A 20,802-nucleotide genomic window follows, 5' to 3' on the forward strand; every position below is an offset into this window, starting at 1 on the left:
GCTCACGCGGCCTTGAAGTCCAGCAGCTGCGCTCCTTCGGCCACCTGGTCGCCAACCGCGTAGCGCAGCGCTTCCACGGTGCCGGCCGAGGGTGCGGCGATGGTGTGTTCCATCTTCATGGCTTCCATGATCAGCAGCGGCGTGCCTTGCGTGACGCTCGCGCCCTGGTCCACCAGCAGCGCGACGATCTTGCCGGGCATGGGCGCGGTCAGGCGGCCGCCCTCGGCCTCGGCGTGGCCGGCGTGGGCCATCGGGTCGGGCAGGCGCAGGCTGTGCTGGCTGCGGCCATCGAAGAGGTGCAGCCCTTCGCCCTCCCAGGCCACATCGGCTTGCAGGGTGCGGCCGTCCAGGGAGATGCGCACGCTGTCGGTATTGGCCGCATGCAGGGCCAGCGTGTGCGTATTGCCCCCGATCTGCAATTGCCATTGGCGGCCGTCGCCGGCGTAGTCGATCCGGACCTCGCTGTTGCCTGAGTCATGTTCGAAATTCAGGCAGCGCTGCAGGCGGGTATTGAGACGCCAGCCACTGGTCTGTGCCCAGGGATCGCGGCTGTCCTGGTTACGCTGCTCCCGTTGCAGCAGGGCTGCGGTGGCCAGGGCCAGCGTGTCGGCTGTGGGCGCGACCGGGGCAGGGAAGAGCGTGTCGCGGTGACGTTCGATCAGGCCGGTATCGAGATCGGCCGTCGCAAATGCCTGGCCTGCGATCAGCCGCTGCAGGAAGCCGATGTTGGTTGCCAGCCCGACCACCTGGTACTGCGCCAGCGCACGCGCCATGTTGCGCAGGGCGGCGTCACGGTCAGCGCCCCAAACGATGAGCTTGGCGATCATCGGATCATAGAAGGGCGAGATGGCATCGCCCTCGCGCACACCGGCATCAATGCGCACGGCCGCCGGTTGCGTGGCACCGGGTGCGGCCAGCGCGAATTCCACCGCAGGGGCGCTGCGCATGCGGGTGAGCGTGCCGATGGCGGGGAGGAAACCTTTCTCGGGATTCTCCGCATAGATGCGCGCCTCGATGGCGTGGCCCTGGATGCGCAACTGCTCCTGCTTCAGCGGCAGCGGCTCGCCCGATGCCACGCGCAATTGCCACTCCACCAGGTCCAGTCCGGTAATCATTTCCGTGACGGGGTGCTCGACTTGCAAGCGCGTATTCATCTCCATGAAGTAGAAAGTGCCGTCCTGGTTGGCGATGAATTCCACCGTGCCGGCACCGACGTAGCCGACGGCACGGGCAGCGGCGACGGCTGCCTCGCCCATGGCGGCGCGGCGGCCGCAGCTCATGCCGGGGGCCGGGGCTTCTTCCAGCACCTTCTGGTGGCGGCGCTGCACCGAGCAGTCGCGCTCGAAGAGATAGACGCAATGGCCGTGGCCATCAGCAAAGACCTGGATTTCGATATGGCGCGGACGGGTCAGGTATTTCTCCACCAGCACGCGGTCATCGCCGAAACTGGAAATCGCCTCGCGCTTGCAGGAGGCCAGTGCCACCTCGAAATCTTCACTGCGCTCGACCACGCGCATGCCCTTGCCACCGCCACCAGCGCTGGCCTTGAGCAGCACCGGGTAGCCGATGCGGTCGGCTTCGGTACGCAGGAAATCGCTCTCCTGGCGCTGGCCGTGATAGCCCGGCACCAGCGGCACGGCGGCTTTTTCCATCAAGGCCTTGGCCGCAGATTTGGAACCCATGGCCTCGATGGCCGAGGCCGGCGGGCCGATGAAGACCAGGCCGGCATCGGCGCAGGCCTGGGCGAAGCCGGCGTTCTCCGACAGGAAGCCGTAGCCGGGGTGGATCGCTTGGGCGCCGGTGGCGAGTGCGGCGGCGATGATCTTGTCGGCGCAGAGATAGCTTTCCTTGGCCGGGGCCGGGCCCAGGTGCACGCTCTCGTCACAGGCGGCCACGTGCTTGGCCTGGGCGTCGGCATCGGAATACACGGCCACGGTGGCGATACCCAGGCGGCGGGCGGTGGCGGCCACGCGGCAGGCGATTTCGCCGCGATTGGCGATCAGGATCTTGGTGAACATGGTGTCTCCTCGGTGGCGCGCTTCAGATGCGGAAGACGCCGAATCGGGTCTCTTCGATGGGGGCGTTCAGGGCAGCGGACAATCCCAGCGCCAATACCTGGCGGGTATCGGCAGGATCGATCACGCCGTCATCCCACAGGCGCGCCGAGGCGTAATACGGATGGCCCTGGGTTTCATATTGGGCGCGGATGGGCTCCTTGAAGGCGGCTTCCTCTTCTGCGCTCCAGCTGCCGCCGCGCGTTTCGATGCCGTCGCGCTTGACGGTGGCCAGCACGCTGGCGGCCTGCTCGCCGCCCATCACCGAGATGCGCGCATTGGGCCACATCCACAGGAAGCGCGGCGAGAAGGCGCGCCCGCACATGCCATAGTTGCCCGCACCGAAACTGCCGCCGATGATGACGGTGAGCTTGGGCACCTTGGCGGTGGAGACGGCCGTGACCATTTTTGCACCATGGCGTGCAATGCCCTCGTTCTCGGCCTTCTTGCCGACCATGAAGCCGGTGATGTTCTGCAGGAAGATCAGCGGGATCTTGCGCTGGCAGCACAGTTCGATGAAGTGCGTGCCCTTCTCGGCCGCTTCCGAAAACAGGATGCCGTTGTTGGCGATGATGCCCACCGGCATGCCGTGCAGGTGCGCGAAGCCGCACACCAGCGTGGTGCCGTAGCGCGCCTTGAATTCATCGAACTCGCTGCCATCGACGATGCGGGCGATGACCTCGCGCACGTCGAAGGGCTTGCGCGTATCGGTGGGGATCACGCCATACAGTTCCTGCGCCGGATACTTCGGTTCCACGCTCTCGCGCAGGGCCAGCTGCTGCGGCTTGCGGCGGTTGAGGTGGCTGACGATGTTGCGCGCGATGGCCAGGGCATGGGTGTCGTCCTGGGCCAGGTGATCGGCCACGCCCGAGAGGCGCGTATGGACGTCGCCACCGCCCAGTTCTTCAGCCGTCACCACTTCACCGGTGGCCGCCTTGACCAGCGGTGGCCCGGCCAGGAAGATGGTGGCCTGTTCCTTGACGATGATGGATTCATCGCTCATGGCCGGTACATAGGCACCGCCTGCCGTGCAGGAACCCATCACCACGGCGATCTGCGCAATGCCCTTGGCCGACAGGTTGGCCTGGTTGTAGAAGATGCGGCCGAAGTGGTCGCGGTCGGGGAAGACCTCATCCTGGTTGGGCAGGTTGGCGCCGCCGCTGTCGACCAGGTAGATGCAGGGCAGGTGATTGAATTCGGCAATCTCCTGGGCGCGCAGGTGCTTCTTGGCCGTCATCGGATAGTAGGTGCCGCCCTTGACGGTGGCATCGTTGCAGACGATCACGCACTCCTGCCCGGCCACGCGGCCGATGCCGGTGATGATGCCGGCCGAGGGCGCGGCATCTTTCAGGTTGCCTTCGCGGTCCTTCTCGCGGTACATGCCGTAGGCAGCCAGCTGCGAGAATTCCAGGAAGGGCGTGCCCGCGTCCAGCAACATCTGCACGCGCTCGCGCGGCAGCAGCTTGCCGCGTGCCACGTGCTTCTCGCGCGCGGCCTGGCCGCCGCCTTCGGCGATGGCGGCTACCTTTTCGCGCAGGTCGTCGACGATGCGCTGCATGGCATCGCGGTTGTGCTGGAATTCCTCGCTGCGCGGGTTGAGCTTGCTTTCAATCTGCGGCATGGTTCTGTCTCTCTGTTCAGTTTCTTGTTGTGCTGCGGGGCGCACCGGTGCTGGCTTGGCGGGGCATGGTGCAGAAAACGTCAGTCCTCCGGGAAGCGCCCATCCACGTAATACCAGCGGGCCTGGCCGCTGTCGTCGGGCTGGCGCACGAAGTTGCTGATCTCGTGCAGGCGGTGCGCTTTTCCGCCGACCTTGAAGCGCGCCACGAATTCGACGGTCGCCTCATCGCTGCCGCTGGCGTGCTGGTGTTTCTTGATGTCCAGGCCGATCCACTTGACGTCGGTTTCGCTGGTCAGTTCTTCTTCCGGCAGCGTGTCAGGGAACCAGGTCGCGCGCAGGTAGGCTTCATCGCGCAGGGCGAAGGCGCTGTAGCGCGAGCGCATCAGCAGTTCGGCCGTGGCCGGCACTTCGCCGCCGGTGATGAAGCGGCCACAGCATTTTTCGAAGCTGGGCTGGCCGCAGGGGCAGGGGCCGGATTTGTCTTTCTTGGTGCTCATCAGATCTTTCCGTTCTTGAGGAAGGCTTCCAGCTGGGTGAAGCGGTCGAAGCCCCAGAATGGTTCGCCATCGACGATCATGAAGGGCGAGCCGAACACGCCGGCCTTGCCGGCGGCCTCGGTGGCTGCGCGCAGCTGCTCCTTCAGTTCGGGCGTGCCCAGCGCCGTTTCCAGTGCGGCGCGGTCGATGCCGTTGTCGGCGGCGATGCGCAGCACGTTCTCGGGCACGCTGATGTCGATGTCTTCGGTGAAGTAGGCGCTGTACAAGGTCTTGATCAGGTCCGCCGCCTTGGCCGGCTGGGTCTGCTGCACCCACAGCGTGGCGCGCGCAGCGACCTGCGTGCCGATGGGGAACTGGCTCGGCGCCTTGTAGAAGATATTGTGGAAGCGCGCAGTACGCTCCATGTCGTGGCGCGAGTAATCGCCCTTGACCGGAATGGTGACCAGCGAATTGGTGCCCAGCGCCTTGAAGATGGGACCCAGCAGGATGGGATGCCAGTTGACGCTGCGGCCGTATTTCGCGGCCAGCTTGTCGATTTCGACCGCAGCGAAATAGCCGTAGGGCGAGCTGAAGTCGAAGTAGAAATCGATGGGTGTACTCATGATGTCCGTCGTGTCTGAAGTTTGAAAAGAGGCGAGGGCGCTTACAGCGTATCGGCGAACAGTTCGCGGCCGATCAGCATGCGGCGGATCTCGCTGGTGCCGGCACCGATCTCGTAGAGCTTGGCATCGCGCCACAGGCGGCCTACGGGATATTCGTTGATGTAGCCATTGCCGCCCAGCGACTGGATCGCTTCGCCTGCCATCCAGGTGGCTTTCTCGGCCGAATAAAGGATGGCACCCGCGGCGTCCTTGCGCAGGGCGCGCACCTTGTCGGCGCTGTCGGCGCGGTCACAGGCCTGGCCGACCGCATAGACATAGGCCTTGCAGGCCATCATGGTGGAATACATGTCGGCCAGCTTGCCCTGCATCAGCTGGAATTCGCCGATGGCCTGGCCGAACTGCTTGCGGTCATGCACGTAGGGCACCACCACATCCATGCAGGCCTGCATGATGCCCAGCGGGCCGCCGGAGAGCACGCTGCGCTCGAAGTCCAGGCCCGACATCAGCACGTTGACGCCACGGCCGACGCCGCCCAGCACGTTTTCTTCCGGGACTTCGCAATCCTGGAACACCAGTTCGCCGGTGTGGGAACCGCGCATGCCGAGCTTGTCCAGTTTCTGCGCGACGGAAAATCCTTTATACCCTTTCTCTACCAGGAAGGCGGTCATGCCGCGCGCACCGGCGTCGAGATCGGTCTTGGCATAGACCACCAGCACGTCGGCATCGGGGCCATTGGTGATCCACATCTTGCTGCCATTGAGCACATAGCGGTCGCCCTTCTTGTCGGCGCGCAATTTCATGCTCACCACATCCGAACCGGCATTGGGCTCGGACATGGCCAGCGCACCGATGAAGTCGCCCGAGATCAGCTTGGGCAGGTATTTGCGCTTCTGCTCTTCATTGCCATTGCGCTTGATCTGGTTCACGCACAGGTTGGAGTGGGCGCCGTAGGACAAGCCCACCGACGCCGAGGCGCGCGAGATTTCCTCCATCGCGATGATGTGCGCCAGGTAGCCCAGTCCGGCCCCGCCGTACTCCTCACCGACGGTGATGCCCAGCACGCCCAGGTCGCCCAGCTTCTTCCACAGGTCCATGGGGAACTGGTCGCTGCGGTCGATCTCGGCCGCGCGCGGGGCGATCTCCGTTTGGGCGAAAGCGGCGACCGCCTCGCGCAGGGCGGCGATGTCTTCGCCATGGTCGAAATTGAGGCCGGGCAGGTGGATCATGGGTGTCTCCTCGTTGGGTGTTTGGGGAATTCTTGTTGTGATGTGCAACGATCGCTGTTGCTTGACGTTAACGTCAACGGGGCCGGGATGTGCGGCGGCAGATGCCGTATGCGTCAGGCCGCCACCGCCTTGCGTTTGCTCTTCGGTTTGGCGTCGGCCAGCAGTTGCCGGCATTCCTCTTCGTGGGCGGCGATTTCGGAGAGGGTCAGTTCGAGGTCCTCGCGCTGCTGCTCCAGTTTTTCGCGATGCTGTTGCAGCAGGCCCAGGAAGCGTTGCAGCTGGGGCTGGGTATCCTTGGGCGACTCGTACATGTCGATCAGGTCCTTGATCTCGGCGAGCGTGAAGCCCAGGCGCTTGCCGCGCAGCGTGAGCTTCAGGCGCGTGCGCTCGCGCGCGGGATAGACGCGATGCCGCCCGCCCACCCCTTCGCGCTTGGGATTGAGGATGCCGTGGTCTTCGTAGAACCGGATCGCGCGCGGCGTGATCGCGAATTCTTCCGCCAGTTCGGTGATGGTGTAGGTAGGCATGGACGGGATGGATTGGGTTGGTCTGGCACTTTACGTTAACGTAAAGTATATTGTGCCCTGTCGTCCAGCAAAAAATGCAGGACTGGCACGACGCCCCGTGACGCCGCTCCCCCTTCTTGATGATCGCCAGGTTTACTGATGAATGCACTTGAATCCCAGCTCGACTACGCCTTCGGCGACACCCTGCCCGACACCGGCCACACCATGCAGGTGGCACCGGGCGTGCGCTGGCTGCGCATGGGGCTGCCCTTTGCCTTGAATCACATCAACCTGTGGTTGCTGGAAGACGAGCTCGATACCCCGCAAGGCCGCCAGCGCGGCTGGACCGTGGTCGATTGCGGCATCGCCACCGACGATACGCGCGCGGCCTGGGAGCGCATCTTCACTGAAGAACTCGATGGCTTGCCCATCCTGCGCGTGCTGGTCACGCATTGCCATCCCGACCACGTGGGCCTGGCCGACTGGCTGTGCCAGCGCTGGCAGGCGCCGCTGTGGATGAGTACCGGGGATTACGCCTTTGCGCGCGTGATGTCGGCAGCCTTGCCGGGGGCCGAGGGCACGGCGGCCACGCCGCATTTCCAGCGGCATGGCCTGGCCGATCCCGGGACGGTGGCGACGCTGCAGGGGCGCAATACGTATTACCAGGACCTGGTGCCGTCGGTGCCGCACGCGTATCACCGCATGCAGGATGGCCACGCGGTACGCATCGGCGGGCGGGACTGGGAGATCATCACCGGGTTCGGGCATTCGCCGGAGCACGTGTCGCTGTATTGCGCGGCGCTCAATGTGCTCATTTCGGGGGATATGGTCTTGCCGCGCATCTCCACCAATGTGTCGGTGTTTGCGATCGAGCCGGAGAGCAATCCGGTGCAGCAGTATCTGGATTCGCTGGCGAAATACGCGCACCTGCCGGGCGATGTGCTGGTGCTGCCTTCGCATGGCAAGCCCTTCCGTGGCTTGCATACCCGTATCCGGCAGTTGAACGACCATCACCGCGAGCGTCTGGCCGAAGTGCTGGAGGCCTGTGCCACACCGCAGACGGGCGTGGATATCCTGCCGGTCATGTTCAAGCGGCCGCTGGATACGCACCAGCTGTCCTTTGCGCTGGGGGAGGCGGTCGCGCACTTGCACAAGCTCTGGTATGACGGGGCGGTGCGGCGCTTGTTGGGGGAGGATGGGGTGTATCGGTTTGTGGCGGTGTGAGCTTTTCAAGGCACAGCACTGGTGCAGCGGGAGAAGCCTTCCATCAACGCTGCGCCCAGTTCTGCATCGATACTGTTGGTATCGACATAGAGGATCTCGGGGCCATCGTTGCTGATGCCTGAATAGCCATCGATATTCTTGTGGTGCGTGGGTTTGATCTCGATGTTGCCACTGTTTGCCGTAATCCAGCAGCACGCCATCTTTCTCATCATGGCCTTGCGATTCTTGTAGCCATATTGCTGCATGAGCAATGCTTGCCGTTCTTTGGCATTTTTTTGCACGATGCCTGATTTGAGGATTTCCTGAAATTCAGGCACCGAGACGTGTCTGCTCCTGGACAAGGCCAGTCGCAGCGCGCTGCCGAGCTCGGCAGCGGTGGCCGTTGGCATCAATATCTGAGGTGAGACGTCGGGGTCGGCAAAATCGAGCATGCCTTGCGACATCGTGATGAACTGATACAAGTCGCCATTGAAATAGACGGTCGCTCTTGATGTGTTTTTCAATATTGCACCTTGATCTGGAGTGGGACCGGGGGATTACTTGTCTGAAGCAATCAGTACGACGTTTCGCAATGCCGTTGCATCCCTGTGAAATTCACTCGGCAGACACATCGTAAGGAAGATGCTCTACGGTCAGGAATTGCTCGACCGCCCTTTTCACCTCGCCCTCGGGAAACGCATGGCAAAGCACTGTTGTCCCCAAATCGTTCGAGCAAAGCAGCATGTCATTGCCTCCCTGGGAAAACAGGAAAAATCGCCAGCCTGTGTCACTAATTTCCGAATACATGGATAGCTCTACTCCGTAGGGGGGGATCGTCCGGCGACTATCTTCTATTTCGATAAACAGATCGAGGAGCGCCGAGATTCTCTCATCGGTCTCGGAAAACCAATGCGATGGAAACACGGGATCTGAGTAGGAATGATAGCCGTTGGTGTGCAGTGCACGCTCAAAGACTGCGCAGGGATCAAAGTCCGGTGGCAGCTCATCGAGTTTGCCGAGGCTGTCATAGCAGCGCCTCAAGTCGGAGGCGATGACATTGAGCGTGAAGTTGCTTTCGCTGGCGCTCAGCAATAACTTCCCGTTGATGAAAATATTGAAGGGGCCGTAGCAAAAGCTGCCGGTGCTCTCTGCTACGTCATACCAGAATGCGAAATGGTGTGGTCTTCCGGCCAGCATGGCCAACTCCTGGTTTTATTCGTTCATTGGTCAACCGGCAAAAAAACGCCGACCGGGCATTCACCCGGCCGGCGTCTGCGCCGATGCATTGCATTAGGCGTGCTAGCAAGTCCTAGCCCGCCTTCTTCTTCATCTCGCGCTCTTCCTTCTGCAGCTTGGTCTTGATGCGGTTGCGCTTCAACGGCGACAGGTACTCGACGAAGACCTTGCCCTTCAGGTGATCCATCTCATGCTGGATGCACACGGCCAGCAGATCATCGGCATCGACCTCGAAGGCCTTGCCGTCGGCATCGAAGGCGCGCACCTTCACGCGGGCCGGACGTTCCACGCCGTCGTAGATGCCGGGCACCGACAGGCAGCCTTCGTCATAGACGCGCTTCTCTTCGCTGGCCCAGAGGATCTCGGGGTTGATGAACACTTGCAGGTTCTTGCCTTCGTCGGAAACGTCGATGACCACCACCTGTTCATGCACATCCACCTGGCTGGCCGCCAGGCCCACGCCGGGGGCGGCATACATGGTCTCGGCCATGTCGGCCACCAGCTTCTTGATGCGCTCGTCGAAGACGGTCACGGGGACGGCAACCTTGTGCAGGCGCGGATCGGGATAACGGAGGATGTTCAGCAGGGCCATACGTGTGTTCTCGGTAAGCTTGGGGTTCGGTCTCGGGGGACCTGGTTCGGGCCGGATCTCGTCATTTTGCGAGCGTGCGGGAAATTCATTTCGGGATTTGTCATGTAAATGCGGCCGAAGCGCGACGCTTCAAGCACGGCCACCGCACAATGCCGGTCCTGGCAGGCCTGTGCGGCGTGGCGCGGCGGCCAGGAGATTCCCGTTTTTCGGAAAAGTGTATCACAGCCCGCCACAGGCCCGCCCGGAGAGCCGCGCCGCACGGCCTTGAGCGGGCGGCCGATGTACAACACTTCATTTATCCCCATGCAAGAGCCTATCCACGACGATATGGCCGATCCGGCCACAGAATTGACTGCCTGGCTGCGCCTGGCCATGACCGAGGGCATCGGGCCGGTGCTGGCGCGCCGGTTGCTGGCGGTGTTCGGCTTGCCGCAGGGCATCTGGCAGGCCGACCCGGAGGCCTTGCGGGCGGTGGCGCCGGCTGGGGTGGCAGCCCGCCTGTTGAGCACGCCGACCGTACAGCAGCGCGAGCGTATCGCCGCTACGCTGGCCTGGGCGCAGGTGCCGGGGCAATCCGTCATCACGCTGGCCGATGCAAACTATCCGCCGGGCTTGCTGCAGATTGCCGATCCCCCCTTGCTGCTCTACGTGCGCGGCAATCCGGCACTGCTGGCGGGCAATGCGCTGGCCGTGGTCGGCAGCCGCAATGCCACGGCCCAGGGCGTTCAGCACGCAGGACGGTTTTCCGAAGAGCTCAGCCGTGCGGGCATCACCATCGTCTCCGGGCTGGCGCTGGGCATCGACGCGGCGGCGCATGCGGGGGGATTGGCCGGGCCGGGTTCGACTGTGGCCGTCATCGGCACCGGCATCGACCTGGATTATCCCCAGCGCAATCGCGCGCTGGCACAGCGCATCGCCGAGGGTGGCTGCATCATCAGTGAATATGCGCTGGGCACGCCGCCGCTGGCGGCCAACTTCCCACGCCGCAACCGCCTGATCTCGGGCTTGTCGCGCGCCGTGCTGGTAGTGGAAGCGGCAGCCCAATCGGGGTCGCTCATCACCGCGCGCATGGCGGCTGAACAGGGGCGCGATGTGTTTGCCATTCCCGGTTCCATCCATGCGCCGCTGTCCAAGGGGTGCCATCAGCTGATCCGGCAAGGCGCCAAGCTGGTGGAGACCACGCAGGATATCCTCGATGAATTGCCCGGCTGGCCAGGGTTGCCGAAGCAGCAAGCTGTCGTGCAGGCAACGTCATCTCCCGCCACTGAAGATGTCGATCCTGCAAGCCGGCAGCTACTGCAGAGCCTGGGCCATGACCCGGTCGATGCCGACACCCTTGCCCAGCGCTGCGGCCTTGATCCGGCGGCCCTGGCAGGGAGTTTGCTGACACTGGAACTGCAGGGTTGGGTGGAGCTGCTGCCGGGTGCACGTTATCGTCGTCTGGCGTGAAGAAATTATCCCCGCAGCGCCGCAAATCCTGCCATACTGACCTTGGCTGACTTGTACATTCATAACCTTCGCGATAGAGTACGAACATGTTTGATGTCCTCGTTTACCTGTACGAAACCTACTATCGCCCTGATGCCTGCCCCGAACCCGAGGCGCTCGTCAAGAAGCTGTCCGCGATTGGTTTCGAAGAAGATGAAATCTCCCAGGCACTCGGATGGCTGACTGATCTTGAAGTCGCCAATCACGAATTCGCCGACAACTATCCCCGCCAGACCGCCTTTTCCTTCGGTACGCGCATCTATGCGACGCAGGAAAGTGACATTCTGGGCGTGGAAGCCATCGGTTTCATCCAGTTTCTCGAATCGGCCAAGATGCTGGACGCGATCCAGCGCGAGATCGTCATCGAGCGCGCCTTGGCTGCCGGTGAAGCGCCGATCGGCCTGGAAAAGCTCAAGGTCATCGTGCTGATGGTGCTGTGGAGCCAGGGCAAGGAACCGGACGGCCTGATGTTCGAGGAGCTGTTCCTCGACGAAGACGATACCGAACCGCGCCTGCTGCACTGAACGCACCGGCCTGGCACGTGCGACAGGGCTGGGAGGGAGCCTTGCTGACAACGTGCTGACGCCGCCCCCCGGCGCTGTTGCTTCATTTCAAGCCATTTAGGCATGAATGAACATAAAAGCCGCCGAAAGCGCATGAATCACCGAAACGGCAAGCCCTTGTGCTTGCCGTTTCATTTGCATCACGCTTATCATTCCCCCGCATTGGCCTGATATTGGCTACTATATAAAAATTCCGTTGTCCACAGGCAATGAAACGCCGGCCACTTGCGTAGCTTGCCGCCGCCTATCGTTGACCGCCTGGGATGGCATGGTGTTGTTTCGGAGCAGTCCGGCCCCACGTGAGGCTGATGCCACTGCCGCAGCACACCAGCAACTGACCTCTCACCACCGAGACCCATACCTATGAGCAAGACCCTCATCATTGCCGAGAAGCCCTCTGTCGCGAACGACATCGCGAAGACGCTCGGCGGCTTCACCAAGCACGATGAGTATTTCGAATCCGACGAGTACATCCTGTCCTCGGCCGTCGGTCACCTGCTGGAAATCGCAGTCCCCGAGGAATACGACGTCAAGCGCGGCAAGTGGAGTTTTACCCACCTGCCGATGATTCCGCCGCACTTTGCGCTCAATCCGATCGCCAAGACCGAGTCGCGCCTGAAGGTGCTCTCCAAGCTCATCAAGCGCAAGGATGTGACCACCCTCATCAACGCATGTGACGCGGGCCGCGAAGGTGAACTGATCTTCCGCCTGATCGCGCAATACACCAAGGCCAAGCAGCCGGTGAAGCGCTTGTGGCTGCAATCGATGACGCCGGGTGCCATCCGCGAGGGCTTTGCCCATCTGCGCGATGATGAAGAAATGCTCCCGCTGGCCAATGCCGCGCGCTGCCGCAGCGAAGCTGACTGGCTGATCGGCATCAACGGCACCCGCGCCATGACCGCCTTCAATTCCAAGGAAGGCGGCTTCTATCTCACCACCGTGGGCCGCGTGCAGACGCCGACCCTGTCCATCGTGGTCGAGCGTGAAGAGAAGATCAAGAAGTTCGTCCCGCGCGACTATTGGGAAGTGCACGCCGAATTCGTCTGCGCCGCCGGCATCTACAAGGGCCGCTGGCTGGACAAGGGCCACAAGAAGGATGAAGCCGATCCCGAGAAGCGCCCCGAGCGCCTGTGGAGCAAAGCGGCTGCGGACTCCATCGTGGCCGCCTGCCGCGACAAGCCGGGCAATGTCACCGAGGAATCCAAGCCGACCACGCAGATGTCGCCGGGCCTGTTCGACCTGACCAGCCTGCAGCGCGAGGCCAACTCGCGCTTCGGCTTCTCGGCCAAGAACACCCTGGGCCTGGCCCAGGCGCTGTATGAAAAGCACAAGGTGCTGACCTATCCGCGTACCGATTCGCGCCACCTGCCCGAGGACTACATCAACACGGTCAAGGACACCATGGAGGCGCTGGCGGAGAACAACAATTATCACCAGTTCTCCAAGCAGATCCTGAAGCAAGGCTGGGTCAAGCCCAACAAGCGCATCTTCGACAACACCAAGATCAGCGACCACTTCGCCATCATCCCGACCACCCAGGTGCCCAAGAACCTGTCGGAGCCGGAACAGAAGCTCTACGACCTGGTGACGCGTCGCTTCATGGCGGTGTTCTTCCCGCCGGCCGAGTTCCAGGTGACCACCCGCTACACGGAAGTGTCGGGCCACCAGTTCAAGAGCGAAGGTAAAGTGATGATCAACCCCGGCTGGCTGGCCATCTACGGCAAGCAGGTCGAGGACGACGACAAGGACAAGGAAGGCGGCGGCAACCTGGTGGCCGTGGCCCCGGGCGAGAAGGTCAAGACCGACAAGGTCACCGCCAATGGCCTGGTCACCAAGCCGCCCGCCCGCTACACCGAAGCCACGCTGCTGTCGGCCATGGAAGGTGCGGGCAAGCTGGTGGATTCCGATGAACTGCGCGAAGCCATGGCCGGCAAGGGCCTGGGCACGCCGGCTACGCGTGCGGCCATCATCGAAGGCCTGCTGAACGAAAAGTACTTGCTGCGCGAAGGCCGCGAAATGATGCCCACCGCCAAGGCTTTCCAGCTGATGACGCTGCTGCACGGCCTGGGTGTGGACGAACTGACCGAACCCGAACTGACTGGCGAGTGGGAACACAAGCTGGCCCAGATGGAACGCGGCAAGATCAGCCGTGACGAGTTCATGCGCGAAATCGCGCAGATGACCCAGATCATCGTCAAGCGCGCCAAGGAATACGACAACGACACCATCCCCGGCGACTATGCGACCCTGCAGACGCCTTGCCCCAACTGCGGTGGCGTGGTGAAGGAAAATTACCGTCGCTTCGCCTGCACCAAGTGCGAATTCTCGATGAGCAAGGTGCCCGGTGGCCGCCAGTTCGAGATCGCCGAAGTGGAAGAGCTGCTGCAGAACCGCACCATCGGCCCTCTGCAGGGCTTCCGCTCCAAGATGGGCCGTCCGTTTGCGGCCATCCTGAAGATTTCGCGCGACGAAGAGATCAAGAACTTCAAGCTGGAATTCGACTTCGGCCAAGACCAGGCCGAGGGCGAGGGCGGCGAGCCGGTGGACTTCAGCGAGCAGACCCCGCTGGGCGCCTGCCCCAAGTGCGGCAGCGGCGTCTACGAAATGGGCCTGGCCTATGTGTGCGAGAAGACCGTGGCCAAGCCCAAGGCCTGTGACTTCCGCAGCAGCCGCATCATCCTGCAGCAGGAGATCCTGCCTGAGCAGATGGCCAAGCTCCTGAACGACGGCAAGACCGACCTGCTGCCGGGCTTCATCTCGCAGCGCACGCGCCGGCCTTTCAAGGCCTTCCTGGTGCGTGGCAAGGATGGCAAGATCAGCTTCGAGTTCGAGGAACGCAAGGCCAAGGCGCCCGCCAAGGGCAAGGCCGCTGCAGCGGACGCTGATGATGGTGCCGACGAGGCAGCCGCCAAGCCGGCCGCCAAGAAGACGGCGACCAAAACGGCAGCCAAGACCACCGCCACCAAGACCAAGGCGGCCGCGGCCAAGAAGCCGGCCTTGCGCAAGGCGACACCAAAGAAGGCAGCCGCTCCCGACGCCTGATTTCCGGCCGGCCGGAAACGACAAAGCCCTCGCACTTCACGGTGCGAGGGCTTTTTGTTGGCGAGCCCGGTGTGGTTTAGTCGCCGTACACCACCGTCAACGGCGCATGATCCGAAAAGCGCTGTTCCTTGTAGATCGCCGCACTCACCGCCCTGGCGGCGATGCCCGGCGTGGCGACGTGGTAATCGATACGCCACCCCACGTTATTGGCCCAGGCCTGGCCGCGATTGCTCCACCAGGTGTAGGCTTCGCCGGTGGTCTCCGGATGCAGGCGGCGATAGACGTCCACCAGGCCCAACTGGTCAAAGATGCGCGTCATCCAGGCGCGTTCTTCCGGCAAAAAGCCGGAATTCTTCTGGTTGCTCTTCCAGTTCTTCAGGTCGATTTCCTTGTGGGCGATGTTCCAGTCACCGCAGATGACCACTTCGCGGCCGCTCTTTTCCAACTCCATCAGGTGCGGCAGGAAGGCTTCCATGAAGCGGAACTTGGCTTCCTGGCGTTCCTCGCTGGAGGAACCCGAGGGCGCATAGAGCGAGATCACGGTCAGGTCGCCGTAGTCGCATTCGACATAGCGGCCTTCGTCATCGAATTCGGTATTGCCGAAGCCGATGCGCACCGAGTCCGGCTGGCGGCGGCTGTAGACGCCTACGCCCGAGTAGCCCTTCTTCTGGGCATAGTGGAAATGGCCGACATAGCCGGCCGGGGCCAGGAAGTCTTCGGTCATGTCGGCCGCCTGGGCCTTCAGTTCCTGCACGCAGACGAAGTCCGGCGCTTCCTTTTGCAGCCACTCGAAGAAGCCCTTCTTGGCGGCTGAACGGATTCCGTTGAGGTTGGCGGAGACGATTTTTGGCATGGATATCCTGTTTGCTTGCTGCAGAAGTGTGTTCAATCAGGCCGGTAGCATAACCGATAGGATGAATCATTTAAAATGGCGGCCTGATGAAGGCTTTGCCACCGCGCTGCCTTGCCTGGCGGCAAGCGGGCGTGGTCCGCACCTTCCGTTTTGACTCTTCCCGGGAAATGCATTGTGAGCAACTTGAGACAGGAATTCATTGAATTCGCGGTATCGGCCGGCGTGCTGCGCTTTGGCGAATTCGTCACCAAGGCAGGCCGTACCTCGCCTTACTTCTTCAACGCCGGCCTCTTCAGCGAGGGCGCGACCCTGGCCCAGGTGGCCCGCTTCTACGCCCAGACCCTGCAGGATTCGGGCGTGGAATATGACATGCTGTTCGGCCCCGCCTACAAGGGCATCACCCTGGCTTCGGCTACCGCCGTGGCGCTGGCCGGCATGGGCCGCAACGTGCCTTTCGCCTTCAACCGCAAGGAAGCCAAGGACCACGGCGAAGGCGGCACCATCGTTGGCGCCAAGCTGCAGGGCAAGGTCGTCATCATCGATGACGTCATCTCGGCCGGCACCTCGGTGCGCGAATCGGTGGACATGATCCGCGCCGCCGGCGCCACGCCTTGCGCCGTGCTGATCGCGCTGGACCGCATGGAGCGCTCGGGCAAGGATGGCGCGCTCTCCGAACTGTCGGCCGTGCAGGAAGTGGCGCGCGAATACGACATGCCGGTCATCTCCATCGGCAACCTCAATGACCTCTTCGAGTACATCTCCAGCGGCGGCGATGCTCGCCTGAGCCAGTACAAGGATGCGGTGGCAGCGTATCGGACCCGTTACGGCGTCTAAGTGCCCTGGAAATGCCGCTAAAAGGCATTAAATGAACAAAAAGGGCTGGATCCGCGAGGTTCCAGCCCTTTTTACGTACGCGTTGGAAGAATTACGCCAGATTCTGGGGCAGGGTAGTCACGCGCTGGCGCTGCAGGCGGTCATCGAGCTCGCCGACCTGGGCCGCGACGGCGTTTTCGGTCTGTTCCACGCGCTGCTGGATGTTACGCTGCAAGGCGTCCAGGCGCTGCGCCAGCAGGGTTTGCTGCTCGGTCTGGCGCCGTTGCAGCTGCTCCAGCTCGGTCTTCAGGTAGCCGCGCAGGTCATTGAAGCGCGAATGCTCGGCCTGGTCGGCCAGGGCGCGCTGGGCTTCCAGCTGCTTGGTCAGGCGGCGGCTTTCCAGCATCACGCTGGTCTGCAGGGCCAGGATGTAGAGCAGGAAGAAGGCCGTCAGCACCACCACCACGCCCAGCATCACCGCGCCCAGCGGCGCCTGGAATTCGGTGTAGATCAGCGAGAGCGTGGTCGTGGCCGTGAAGGCCGTCCAGTTGACGGCGGCGAAGATGGCGACCAGTGCCAGCAGCACGATGAGGAAAATGGTCCGGAATTTCATGTCAGCCTCCTTTGTTGTGAAGGTGTCGGCAGAGGCACGCGAGCGCTTGTCATGACGACAATATGGATATCTTGGACTACGGCAAGCACGAGGATGTTCCGTGCAGTTGTCATCCTGCAATCGGAAATGAAAAAGCCGGCATCAAGCCGGCTTGCAAGCGGGGAGGGGCGAGCGCTTCGGGCTCAGGCCGCCAGTGCCTTTTCCAGCAACTGGTGCAGTTCGGCGAACTGCGGCTCACCGACATAGCGCTTGATGATGTTGCCATCCTTGCCGATGACGAAGGTGGTCGGGGTCAGCTTGACGTCGCCGAAGGCCTTGGCCAGCGTGTCTTGCGGGTCCAGTGCGACCTTGAAGGGCAGCTTGCGGGTTTCGGTGTAGTTCAGCACGTAGTTGGGCGGGTCATAGCTCATGGCCACGGCCACGAAGTCCAGGCCACGGTCCTTGAACTTGTTGTAGGTGTCGATCATCTGCGGCATCTCGCCCACGCAGGTGGTGCAGCTGGTGGCCCAGAAATTGACCATGACCACCTTGCCGCGCAAATCCTTCAATGCCACCTGCTGGCCATCGAGCTTGGTGAAAGTGACATCGGGTGCGGCATTGCCGGCATTGACCTTGAAATAGGCGAAGGCAGCGACAGCGGCCACCACGAGGACGGCTGCCAGCTTGATCATGAGACCGCTCTTGGGAGCGTTGGCCTGTGCTTGCATGGGAAACTCCGGATCCGGACTGCGGGAAAGAGGCCTGCCACTGCATGCGCAGCCTCGTTGAACTGAAGCATTATAGACCTCGCCGCAGAATCCTGCGGGCGGCCGCTCCACGTGAAAACCGCCGGACTCGCCGGCGGTTTGACCTGCATCAGCTACGCAGCTGTCATCAACTGGTGGACTTGTTCTCGCTGGCCGGCTTGCGCTGGTAGTCCTTCAGTTCTTCCTCGCTGATGTATTCGAACAGGGTCACGACCTTGTTCACACCCGAGACGCCGCTGGCGATCTGGGCCGCACGCTGGCCTTCACGCTGGGTCACGCGGCCCAGCATGTAGACGATGCCGCGTTCGGTGGTGATCTTGAAGGCGCTGGAGTACAGCGTCTTGTCGTCCACCAGGCTGGCCAGGACCTTGCTGGTGATGAGCGCGTCGCTGGAGCGCGAACCGAAGCTCGACGACGGACCCACTTCCAGTTCGTTGTACACCGTATCGACGTTCTGGATGGCCTTGGTTTCACGCTCGGCGGCGGCCTTGGAGGCTTCGTCCGGCACTTCGCCCGAGAGCAGCACCTTGCGGTTGAAGGCCGTCACGTTGACGTGGGAGCCTGCGGCCACCACTTCGGGAATGCGGGCTTCGCCCTTGACCACGATGGACTTGTCTTCCGTCTGCGCGCCCAGGGTGCGGCGGTCGGTGGCGGCAAAGGTGGTGGCCAGCGCACCGCCGGCAAACACCGCAAAACAGCCCTGCAGGCTCATGGCCACCATGCCGCCAAGGGCTACTGCCGCCAGCGGGCGGCGCAGGCGGGTCAACAAGGATCGTGCATCACTCATTCGCATCATCTCCAAAAAGCGCGACGTCGATACCGTCGCAAATGCAGTGCAGCGACACCAGATGCACTTCCTGGATGCGCGCAGTGCGTTCATGCGGCACACAGATATGCACATCGGCGTCGGTCAGGATCTTGCCGATCTTGCCGCCACCCTTGCCGGTCAGGGCCACCACGCGCATGTCGCGTTCGTGCGCCACTTCGATGGCCGCCAGGATGTTGCCCGAATTGCCCGAGGTCGAGAAGGCCAGCAGGATGTCGCCGGCCTGGCCGAAGGCCTGGACTTGCTTCGAGAAGATTTCCTGATAGCTGTAGTCGTTGCCCACGGCGGTGAGGATGGACGTATCGGTGGTCAGCGCCAGCGCCGGCAGCGGCAGGCGCTCGCGTTCGAAGCGGCCGACCAGTTCGGCGGCGAAGTGCTGGCTGTCGGCGGCCGATCCGCCATTGCCACAGGCAAGAATCTTGTTGCCATTCGACAGTGCAGTGAACATTAGTTCAATCGCCTGTTCGATCGGTTGGGCCAGAACACTGGCGGCCTTCATCTTCAGGTCGGCGCTTTCCTGGAAATGGGCGAGGATGCGGGGATTTGTCATAGTGCCTGCGATTATAGAGGACTTGAACGCGGCCAAGTCCGGGCAATTCGTAAAGAGAAGTTTCCGGAATCCGGTCGCACATGATACGCCAGGCGCCAGCGGTCGCGCCAAAACGCCCGTTGCTCAGGCCTCGATGGCGTTGCGCAGCCACTGCAGCCGGTCGCCTTCAAGCGCCACCACGTCAAAGCGGCAGGCTGGCAGTCCGGATTGCCCTTGCAGCCAGACCTGGGCGGCCACCAGCAGCCGTCGCTGCTTGGCCGGCGTCACGCTGGCGGCCGCACCGCCATAGGCGCTGCTGACGCGGGCGCGCACTTCGACGAAGACGATGGTGCTTCCTTCACGCAGGATCAGGTCGATCTCGCCGCCCTTGCAGCGGAAATTGCGCTGGACCAGCTGCAGGCCCTGTGCCTGGAGATAGGCCAGCGCCCGGTCCTCGCCCTCGTCCCCGGTGCGCTGGCGCGCCGTGCGCCGCAGCAGGCTGCGCAGCGCCATGCCGGCCTCAGTACTGGTCGGCCATCGGTACCGGCCAGCCGTCCTGGTAGACGGCCTGGGTTTCCTGGCGCTGGAAGAAGGTGGTGCCGCCGCTGACCATGTTCACGTTCAGCCGCCCGGTGACGCCGTCGATGTCAAAGCCGGATTGCTTCTGGGCGATGCCGTAAGCCACCCGGTAGGCATCGATGCCCAGGGCGTACAGGCGGGCCAGGTCGGGATTGGGGCGCTCGTTGTCATTGACGGCCGGGCGCGGGTAGCGGGCCACGGCCACGTTGTCCGGCTGCAGCTGCCAGGGGATGTCGATGAGACGCACGCCATCGAGCTCCGGCAGCTTGTCGTTCGGGTTGTCGCGCTTGAGGGTGTAGGGATTGATCTGCGAAGTCCCGTACAGCGGCAGGTCATTGCCCACGGCGCTGCGCAGTTGCACGGTCTGCGCCGCATCCAGGGCGACGAAGATCAGGGCCGGTTTTTCCTGCTCCACGCGCTTGGCCAGTTGGGCCAGGCCGGGGGCGGAGAGGGCGTTGGAGGGCGTGCTCAGTTCCAGCGTTTCCACCTGCAGGCCAAGCTGGCGCGCGCGCAGCTGGAAGGAACGGGCGGCACGCTTTTGCCAGGCGGTGCCGGTGGAGATGGCGAAGATCTTGCCGGGGGCCTTTTCCTTTTCGACCCAATTGGCGACCTGGCGCGCTTCCTCGTCGATGGACAAGCCCACGGCCAGCATCTGGGGCGGCAACTGCAATTCGGTTTCGCCATTCATGTCCGGCTGCGCCAGCGCCACCGTGGGTTTGCTCACGCGGCCGCTCTGCGCCACGGCGGTGACGGCGGTGCGCGAGAGCGGGCCGACCAGGATGTCGAACTTGGCCGAGGCCTCGTCATAGGCGCGCTGCATGTCGGGAGCCGAATCGCCGGTCTCGACGATGGCCAGCTGGATGTTTTCCTTCTGGCGCGAATAGGCCGTCAGGAAGCCCGTGCGCACCGCGTCGGCCGCTGCGCCGAAGGCACCGCTGCGCGAGGGCAGCAGCAGGGCGATGCGCACCGGTGCCGGGGTGGCGGGGGGAGGAGGGGCGGCAGGTGCGCCCACGGCCGCCGATTCCATCTCGGGGGAGGTCCCCGGTGGCAGGGCCAGCGGGGCGGGGGCTGCCGTGCCAGGCGTGGCAGCCTGGGCCAGCAGAGGTACACTGTCGGCTGCTGCGGCGTCGGCCGGCATCATCCAGGGTGCCAGCATGCCTGCCAGCAGGGCCGCTTGCGCGGTCATTTTCTTCCAACTTGTGAACATCCCGCC

At 63.1% G+C, this 20,802-nt stretch carries 21 protein-coding genes; 5 read left to right on the top strand and 16 right to left on the bottom strand.

What is annotated here, in order from left to right; all coding sequences use genetic code 11:
* Window positions 1-2: 2 nt before the first annotated feature.
* From CEJ45_RS12575 to CEJ45_RS12600, 6 genes are all read right to left on the bottom strand, one after another.
* A complete protein-coding gene (locus tag CEJ45_RS12575; protein ID WP_088755445.1) occupies window positions 3-2,018 on the bottom strand; it encodes an acetyl/propionyl/methylcrotonyl-CoA carboxylase subunit alpha in 2,016 nt (671 codons plus the stop codon).
* 22 nt (window positions 2,019-2,040) lie between these two features.
* Window positions 2,041-3,675 (bottom strand): carboxyl transferase domain-containing protein, encoded by a 1,635-nt coding sequence (locus CEJ45_RS12580; protein ID WP_088755446.1) that lies wholly within the window; start codon window positions 3,673-3,675, stop codon window positions 2,041-2,043.
* Window positions 3,676-3,755: 80 nt separating this feature from the next.
* A complete protein-coding gene (locus CEJ45_RS12585; RefSeq protein ID WP_088755447.1) occupies window positions 3,756-4,172 on the bottom strand; it encodes a YchJ family protein in 417 nt (138 codons plus the stop codon).
* Window positions 4,172-4,774, bottom strand: coding sequence for a 2-hydroxychromene-2-carboxylate isomerase (locus CEJ45_RS12590; protein WP_088755448.1), 603 nt, complete (start codon window positions 4,772-4,774; stop codon window positions 4,172-4,174). Before CEJ45_RS12590 ends, CEJ45_RS12585 begins: the two co-directional genes overlap by 1 nt.
* Before the next feature lie 41 nt (window positions 4,775-4,815).
* The gene (locus tag CEJ45_RS12595) at window positions 4,816-6,000 is read right to left on the bottom strand and encodes an isovaleryl-CoA dehydrogenase (protein ID WP_039790199.1); all 1,185 of its coding nucleotides are present in this window, start codon (window positions 5,998-6,000) and stop codon (window positions 4,816-4,818) included.
* A 113-nt stretch (window positions 6,001-6,113) separates the two neighbouring features.
* Window positions 6,114-6,527 carry a MerR family transcriptional regulator gene (locus CEJ45_RS12600; protein WP_008333608.1) on the bottom strand — a complete coding sequence of 138 codons (414 nt, stop codon included), beginning with the start codon at window positions 6,525-6,527 and terminating at the stop codon, window positions 6,114-6,116.
* 138 nt (window positions 6,528-6,665) lie between these two features.
* On the opposite strand from CEJ45_RS12600, the gene CEJ45_RS12605 reads away from it, so the two are divergent.
* Window positions 6,666-7,730 (top strand): MBL fold metallo-hydrolase, encoded by a 1,065-nt coding sequence (locus tag CEJ45_RS12605; RefSeq protein ID WP_088755449.1) that lies wholly within the window; start codon window positions 6,666-6,668, stop codon window positions 7,728-7,730.
* Window positions 7,731-7,735: 5 nt separating this feature from the next.
* Here CEJ45_RS12605 and CEJ45_RS12610 read toward each other — a convergent pair whose 3' ends face one another.
* The 3 genes from CEJ45_RS12610 to def all read right to left on the bottom strand — a co-directional run bounded on the left by CEJ45_RS12610 (window position 7,736) and on the right by def (window position 9,537).
* Window positions 7,736-8,233 carry a contact-dependent growth inhibition system immunity protein gene (locus CEJ45_RS12610; protein ID WP_088755450.1) on the bottom strand — a complete coding sequence of 166 codons (498 nt, stop codon included), beginning with the start codon at window positions 8,231-8,233 and terminating at the stop codon, window positions 7,736-7,738.
* A 91-nt stretch (window positions 8,234-8,324) separates the two neighbouring features.
* A complete protein-coding gene (locus CEJ45_RS12615) occupies window positions 8,325-8,906 on the bottom strand; it encodes an Imm42 family immunity protein (RefSeq protein WP_088755451.1) in 582 nt (193 codons plus the stop codon).
* A gap of 112 nt (window positions 8,907-9,018) precedes the next feature.
* Window positions 9,019-9,537 (bottom strand): peptide deformylase, encoded by a 519-nt coding sequence (def, locus tag CEJ45_RS12620; RefSeq protein WP_034339988.1) that lies wholly within the window; start codon window positions 9,535-9,537, stop codon window positions 9,019-9,021.
* Between the two features lie 303 nt (window positions 9,538-9,840).
* Between def and dprA the strand changes: the two genes are divergently transcribed.
* The 3 genes from dprA (at window position 9,841) to CEJ45_RS12635 (ending at window position 14,630) form a co-directional block, all read left to right on the top strand.
* Window positions 9,841-10,986, top strand: coding sequence for a DNA-processing protein DprA (gene dprA / locus CEJ45_RS12625; protein ID WP_241517333.1), 1,146 nt, complete (start codon window positions 9,841-9,843; stop codon window positions 10,984-10,986).
* A gap of 86 nt (window positions 10,987-11,072) precedes the next feature.
* Window positions 11,073-11,549, top strand: a complete 477-nt coding sequence (locus CEJ45_RS12630) for a Smg family protein (RefSeq protein ID WP_088755453.1) — start codon at window positions 11,073-11,075, stop codon at window positions 11,547-11,549.
* Between the two features lie 402 nt (window positions 11,550-11,951).
* Window positions 11,952-14,630, top strand: a complete 2,679-nt coding sequence (locus tag CEJ45_RS12635) for a DNA topoisomerase III (protein ID WP_088755454.1) — start codon at window positions 11,952-11,954, stop codon at window positions 14,628-14,630.
* Window positions 14,631-14,706: 76 nt separating this feature from the next.
* Here CEJ45_RS12635 and CEJ45_RS12640 read toward each other — a convergent pair whose 3' ends face one another.
* Window positions 14,707-15,483 (bottom strand): exodeoxyribonuclease III, encoded by a 777-nt coding sequence (locus tag CEJ45_RS12640; protein ID WP_088755455.1) that lies wholly within the window; start codon window positions 15,481-15,483, stop codon window positions 14,707-14,709.
* Window positions 15,484-15,657: 174 nt separating this feature from the next.
* On the opposite strand from CEJ45_RS12640, the gene pyrE reads away from it, so the two are divergent.
* On the top strand, window positions 15,658-16,317 hold the full coding sequence (gene pyrE, locus CEJ45_RS12645) for an orotate phosphoribosyltransferase (protein WP_088755456.1): 660 nt from the start codon (window positions 15,658-15,660) through the stop codon (window positions 16,315-16,317).
* A 91-nt stretch (window positions 16,318-16,408) separates the two neighbouring features.
* Here the strand turns inward: pyrE and CEJ45_RS12650 are convergent, their stop codons facing one another.
* The 6 genes from CEJ45_RS12650 to CEJ45_RS12675 all read right to left on the bottom strand — a co-directional run bounded on the left by CEJ45_RS12650 (window position 16,409) and on the right by CEJ45_RS12675 (window position 20,796).
* Entirely contained in the window at window positions 16,409-16,909 is a 501-nt protein-coding gene (locus CEJ45_RS12650) for a LapA family protein (protein WP_088755457.1), read from the bottom strand.
* Window positions 16,910-17,091: 182 nt separating this feature from the next.
* Window positions 17,092-17,616: a peroxiredoxin family protein gene (locus CEJ45_RS12655; RefSeq protein ID WP_034340016.1), complete on the bottom strand. Its 525-nt coding sequence runs from the start codon at window positions 17,614-17,616 to the stop codon at window positions 17,092-17,094.
* Window positions 17,617-17,782: 166 nt separating this feature from the next.
* A complete protein-coding gene (locus tag CEJ45_RS12660; RefSeq protein ID WP_088755458.1) occupies window positions 17,783-18,442 on the bottom strand; it encodes a BON domain-containing protein in 660 nt (219 codons plus the stop codon).
* On the bottom strand, window positions 18,435-19,031 hold the full coding sequence (locus tag CEJ45_RS12665; RefSeq protein WP_039782952.1) for a phosphoheptose isomerase: 597 nt from the start codon (window positions 19,029-19,031) through the stop codon (window positions 18,435-18,437). The genes CEJ45_RS12660 and CEJ45_RS12665 overlap by 8 nt, the downstream gene beginning before the upstream one ends.
* A 123-nt stretch (window positions 19,032-19,154) precedes the next feature.
* The gene (locus CEJ45_RS12670) at window positions 19,155-19,523 is read right to left on the bottom strand and encodes a YraN family protein (protein WP_088755459.1); all 369 of its coding nucleotides are present in this window, start codon (window positions 19,521-19,523) and stop codon (window positions 19,155-19,157) included.
* Window positions 19,524-19,530: 7 nt separating this feature from the next.
* Window positions 19,531-20,796, bottom strand: a complete 1,266-nt coding sequence (locus tag CEJ45_RS12675; RefSeq protein ID WP_088755460.1) for a penicillin-binding protein activator — start codon at window positions 20,794-20,796, stop codon at window positions 19,531-19,533.
* Window positions 20,797-20,802: the final 6 nt, after the last annotated feature.

The sequence above is a fragment of the Herbaspirillum aquaticum genome (assembly GCF_002213425.1).
GTDB classification, from domain to species: domain Bacteria; phylum Pseudomonadota; class Gammaproteobacteria; order Burkholderiales; family Burkholderiaceae_D; genus Herbaspirillum; species Herbaspirillum aquaticum.

What these genes read in the sequence shown, in the direction of transcription:
- CEJ45_RS12670 (WP_088755459.1), bottom strand. Translation starts at nt 19,523, where the DNA reads ATGGCGCTGCGCAGCCTGCTGCGGCGCACGGCGCGCCAGCGCACCGGG.
- CEJ45_RS12585 (WP_088755447.1), bottom strand. Translation starts at nt 4,172, where the DNA reads ATGAGCACCAAGAAAGACAAATCCGGCCCCTGCCCCTGCGGCCAGCCC.
- CEJ45_RS12630 (WP_088755453.1), top strand. Translation starts at nt 11,073, where the DNA reads ATGTTTGATGTCCTCGTTTACCTGTACGAAACCTACTATCGCCCTGAT.
- CEJ45_RS12580 (WP_088755446.1), bottom strand. Translation starts at nt 3,675, where the DNA reads ATGCCGCAGATTGAAAGCAAGCTCAACCCGCGCAGCGAGGAATTCCAG.
- CEJ45_RS12660 (WP_088755458.1), bottom strand. Translation starts at nt 18,442, where the DNA reads ATGAGTGATGCACGATCCTTGTTGACCCGCCTGCGCCGCCCGCTGGCG.
- CEJ45_RS12655 (WP_034340016.1), bottom strand. Translation starts at nt 17,616, where the DNA reads ATGCAAGCACAGGCCAACGCTCCCAAGAGCGGTCTCATGATCAAGCTG.
- def (WP_034339988.1), bottom strand. Translation starts at nt 9,537, where the DNA reads ATGGCCCTGCTGAACATCCTCCGTTATCCCGATCCGCGCCTGCACAAG.
- CEJ45_RS12635 (WP_088755454.1), top strand. Translation starts at nt 11,952, where the DNA reads ATGAGCAAGACCCTCATCATTGCCGAGAAGCCCTCTGTCGCGAACGAC.
- CEJ45_RS12675 (WP_088755460.1), bottom strand. Translation starts at nt 20,796, where the DNA reads ATGTTCACAAGTTGGAAGAAAATGACCGCGCAAGCGGCCCTGCTGGCA.
- CEJ45_RS12600 (WP_008333608.1), bottom strand. Translation starts at nt 6,527, where the DNA reads ATGCCTACCTACACCATCACCGAACTGGCGGAAGAATTCGCGATCACG.
- CEJ45_RS12595 (WP_039790199.1), bottom strand. Translation starts at nt 6,000, where the DNA reads ATGATCCACCTGCCCGGCCTCAATTTCGACCATGGCGAAGACATCGCC.
- CEJ45_RS12590 (WP_088755448.1), bottom strand. Translation starts at nt 4,774, where the DNA reads ATGAGTACACCCATCGATTTCTACTTCGACTTCAGCTCGCCCTACGGC.
- CEJ45_RS12605 (WP_088755449.1), top strand. Translation starts at nt 6,666, where the DNA reads ATGAATGCACTTGAATCCCAGCTCGACTACGCCTTCGGCGACACCCTG.
- CEJ45_RS12615 (WP_088755451.1), bottom strand. Translation starts at nt 8,906, where the DNA reads ATGCTGGCCGGAAGACCACACCATTTCGCATTCTGGTATGACGTAGCA.
- CEJ45_RS12575 (WP_088755445.1), bottom strand. Translation starts at nt 2,018, where the DNA reads ATGTTCACCAAGATCCTGATCGCCAATCGCGGCGAAATCGCCTGCCGC.
- CEJ45_RS12665 (WP_039782952.1), bottom strand. Translation starts at nt 19,031, where the DNA reads ATGACAAATCCCCGCATCCTCGCCCATTTCCAGGAAAGCGCCGACCTG.
- CEJ45_RS12650 (WP_088755457.1), bottom strand. Translation starts at nt 16,909, where the DNA reads ATGAAATTCCGGACCATTTTCCTCATCGTGCTGCTGGCACTGGTCGCC.
- dprA (WP_241517333.1), top strand. Translation starts at nt 9,841, where the DNA reads ATGCAAGAGCCTATCCACGACGATATGGCCGATCCGGCCACAGAATTG.
- CEJ45_RS12640 (WP_088755455.1), bottom strand. Translation starts at nt 15,483, where the DNA reads ATGCCAAAAATCGTCTCCGCCAACCTCAACGGAATCCGTTCAGCCGCC.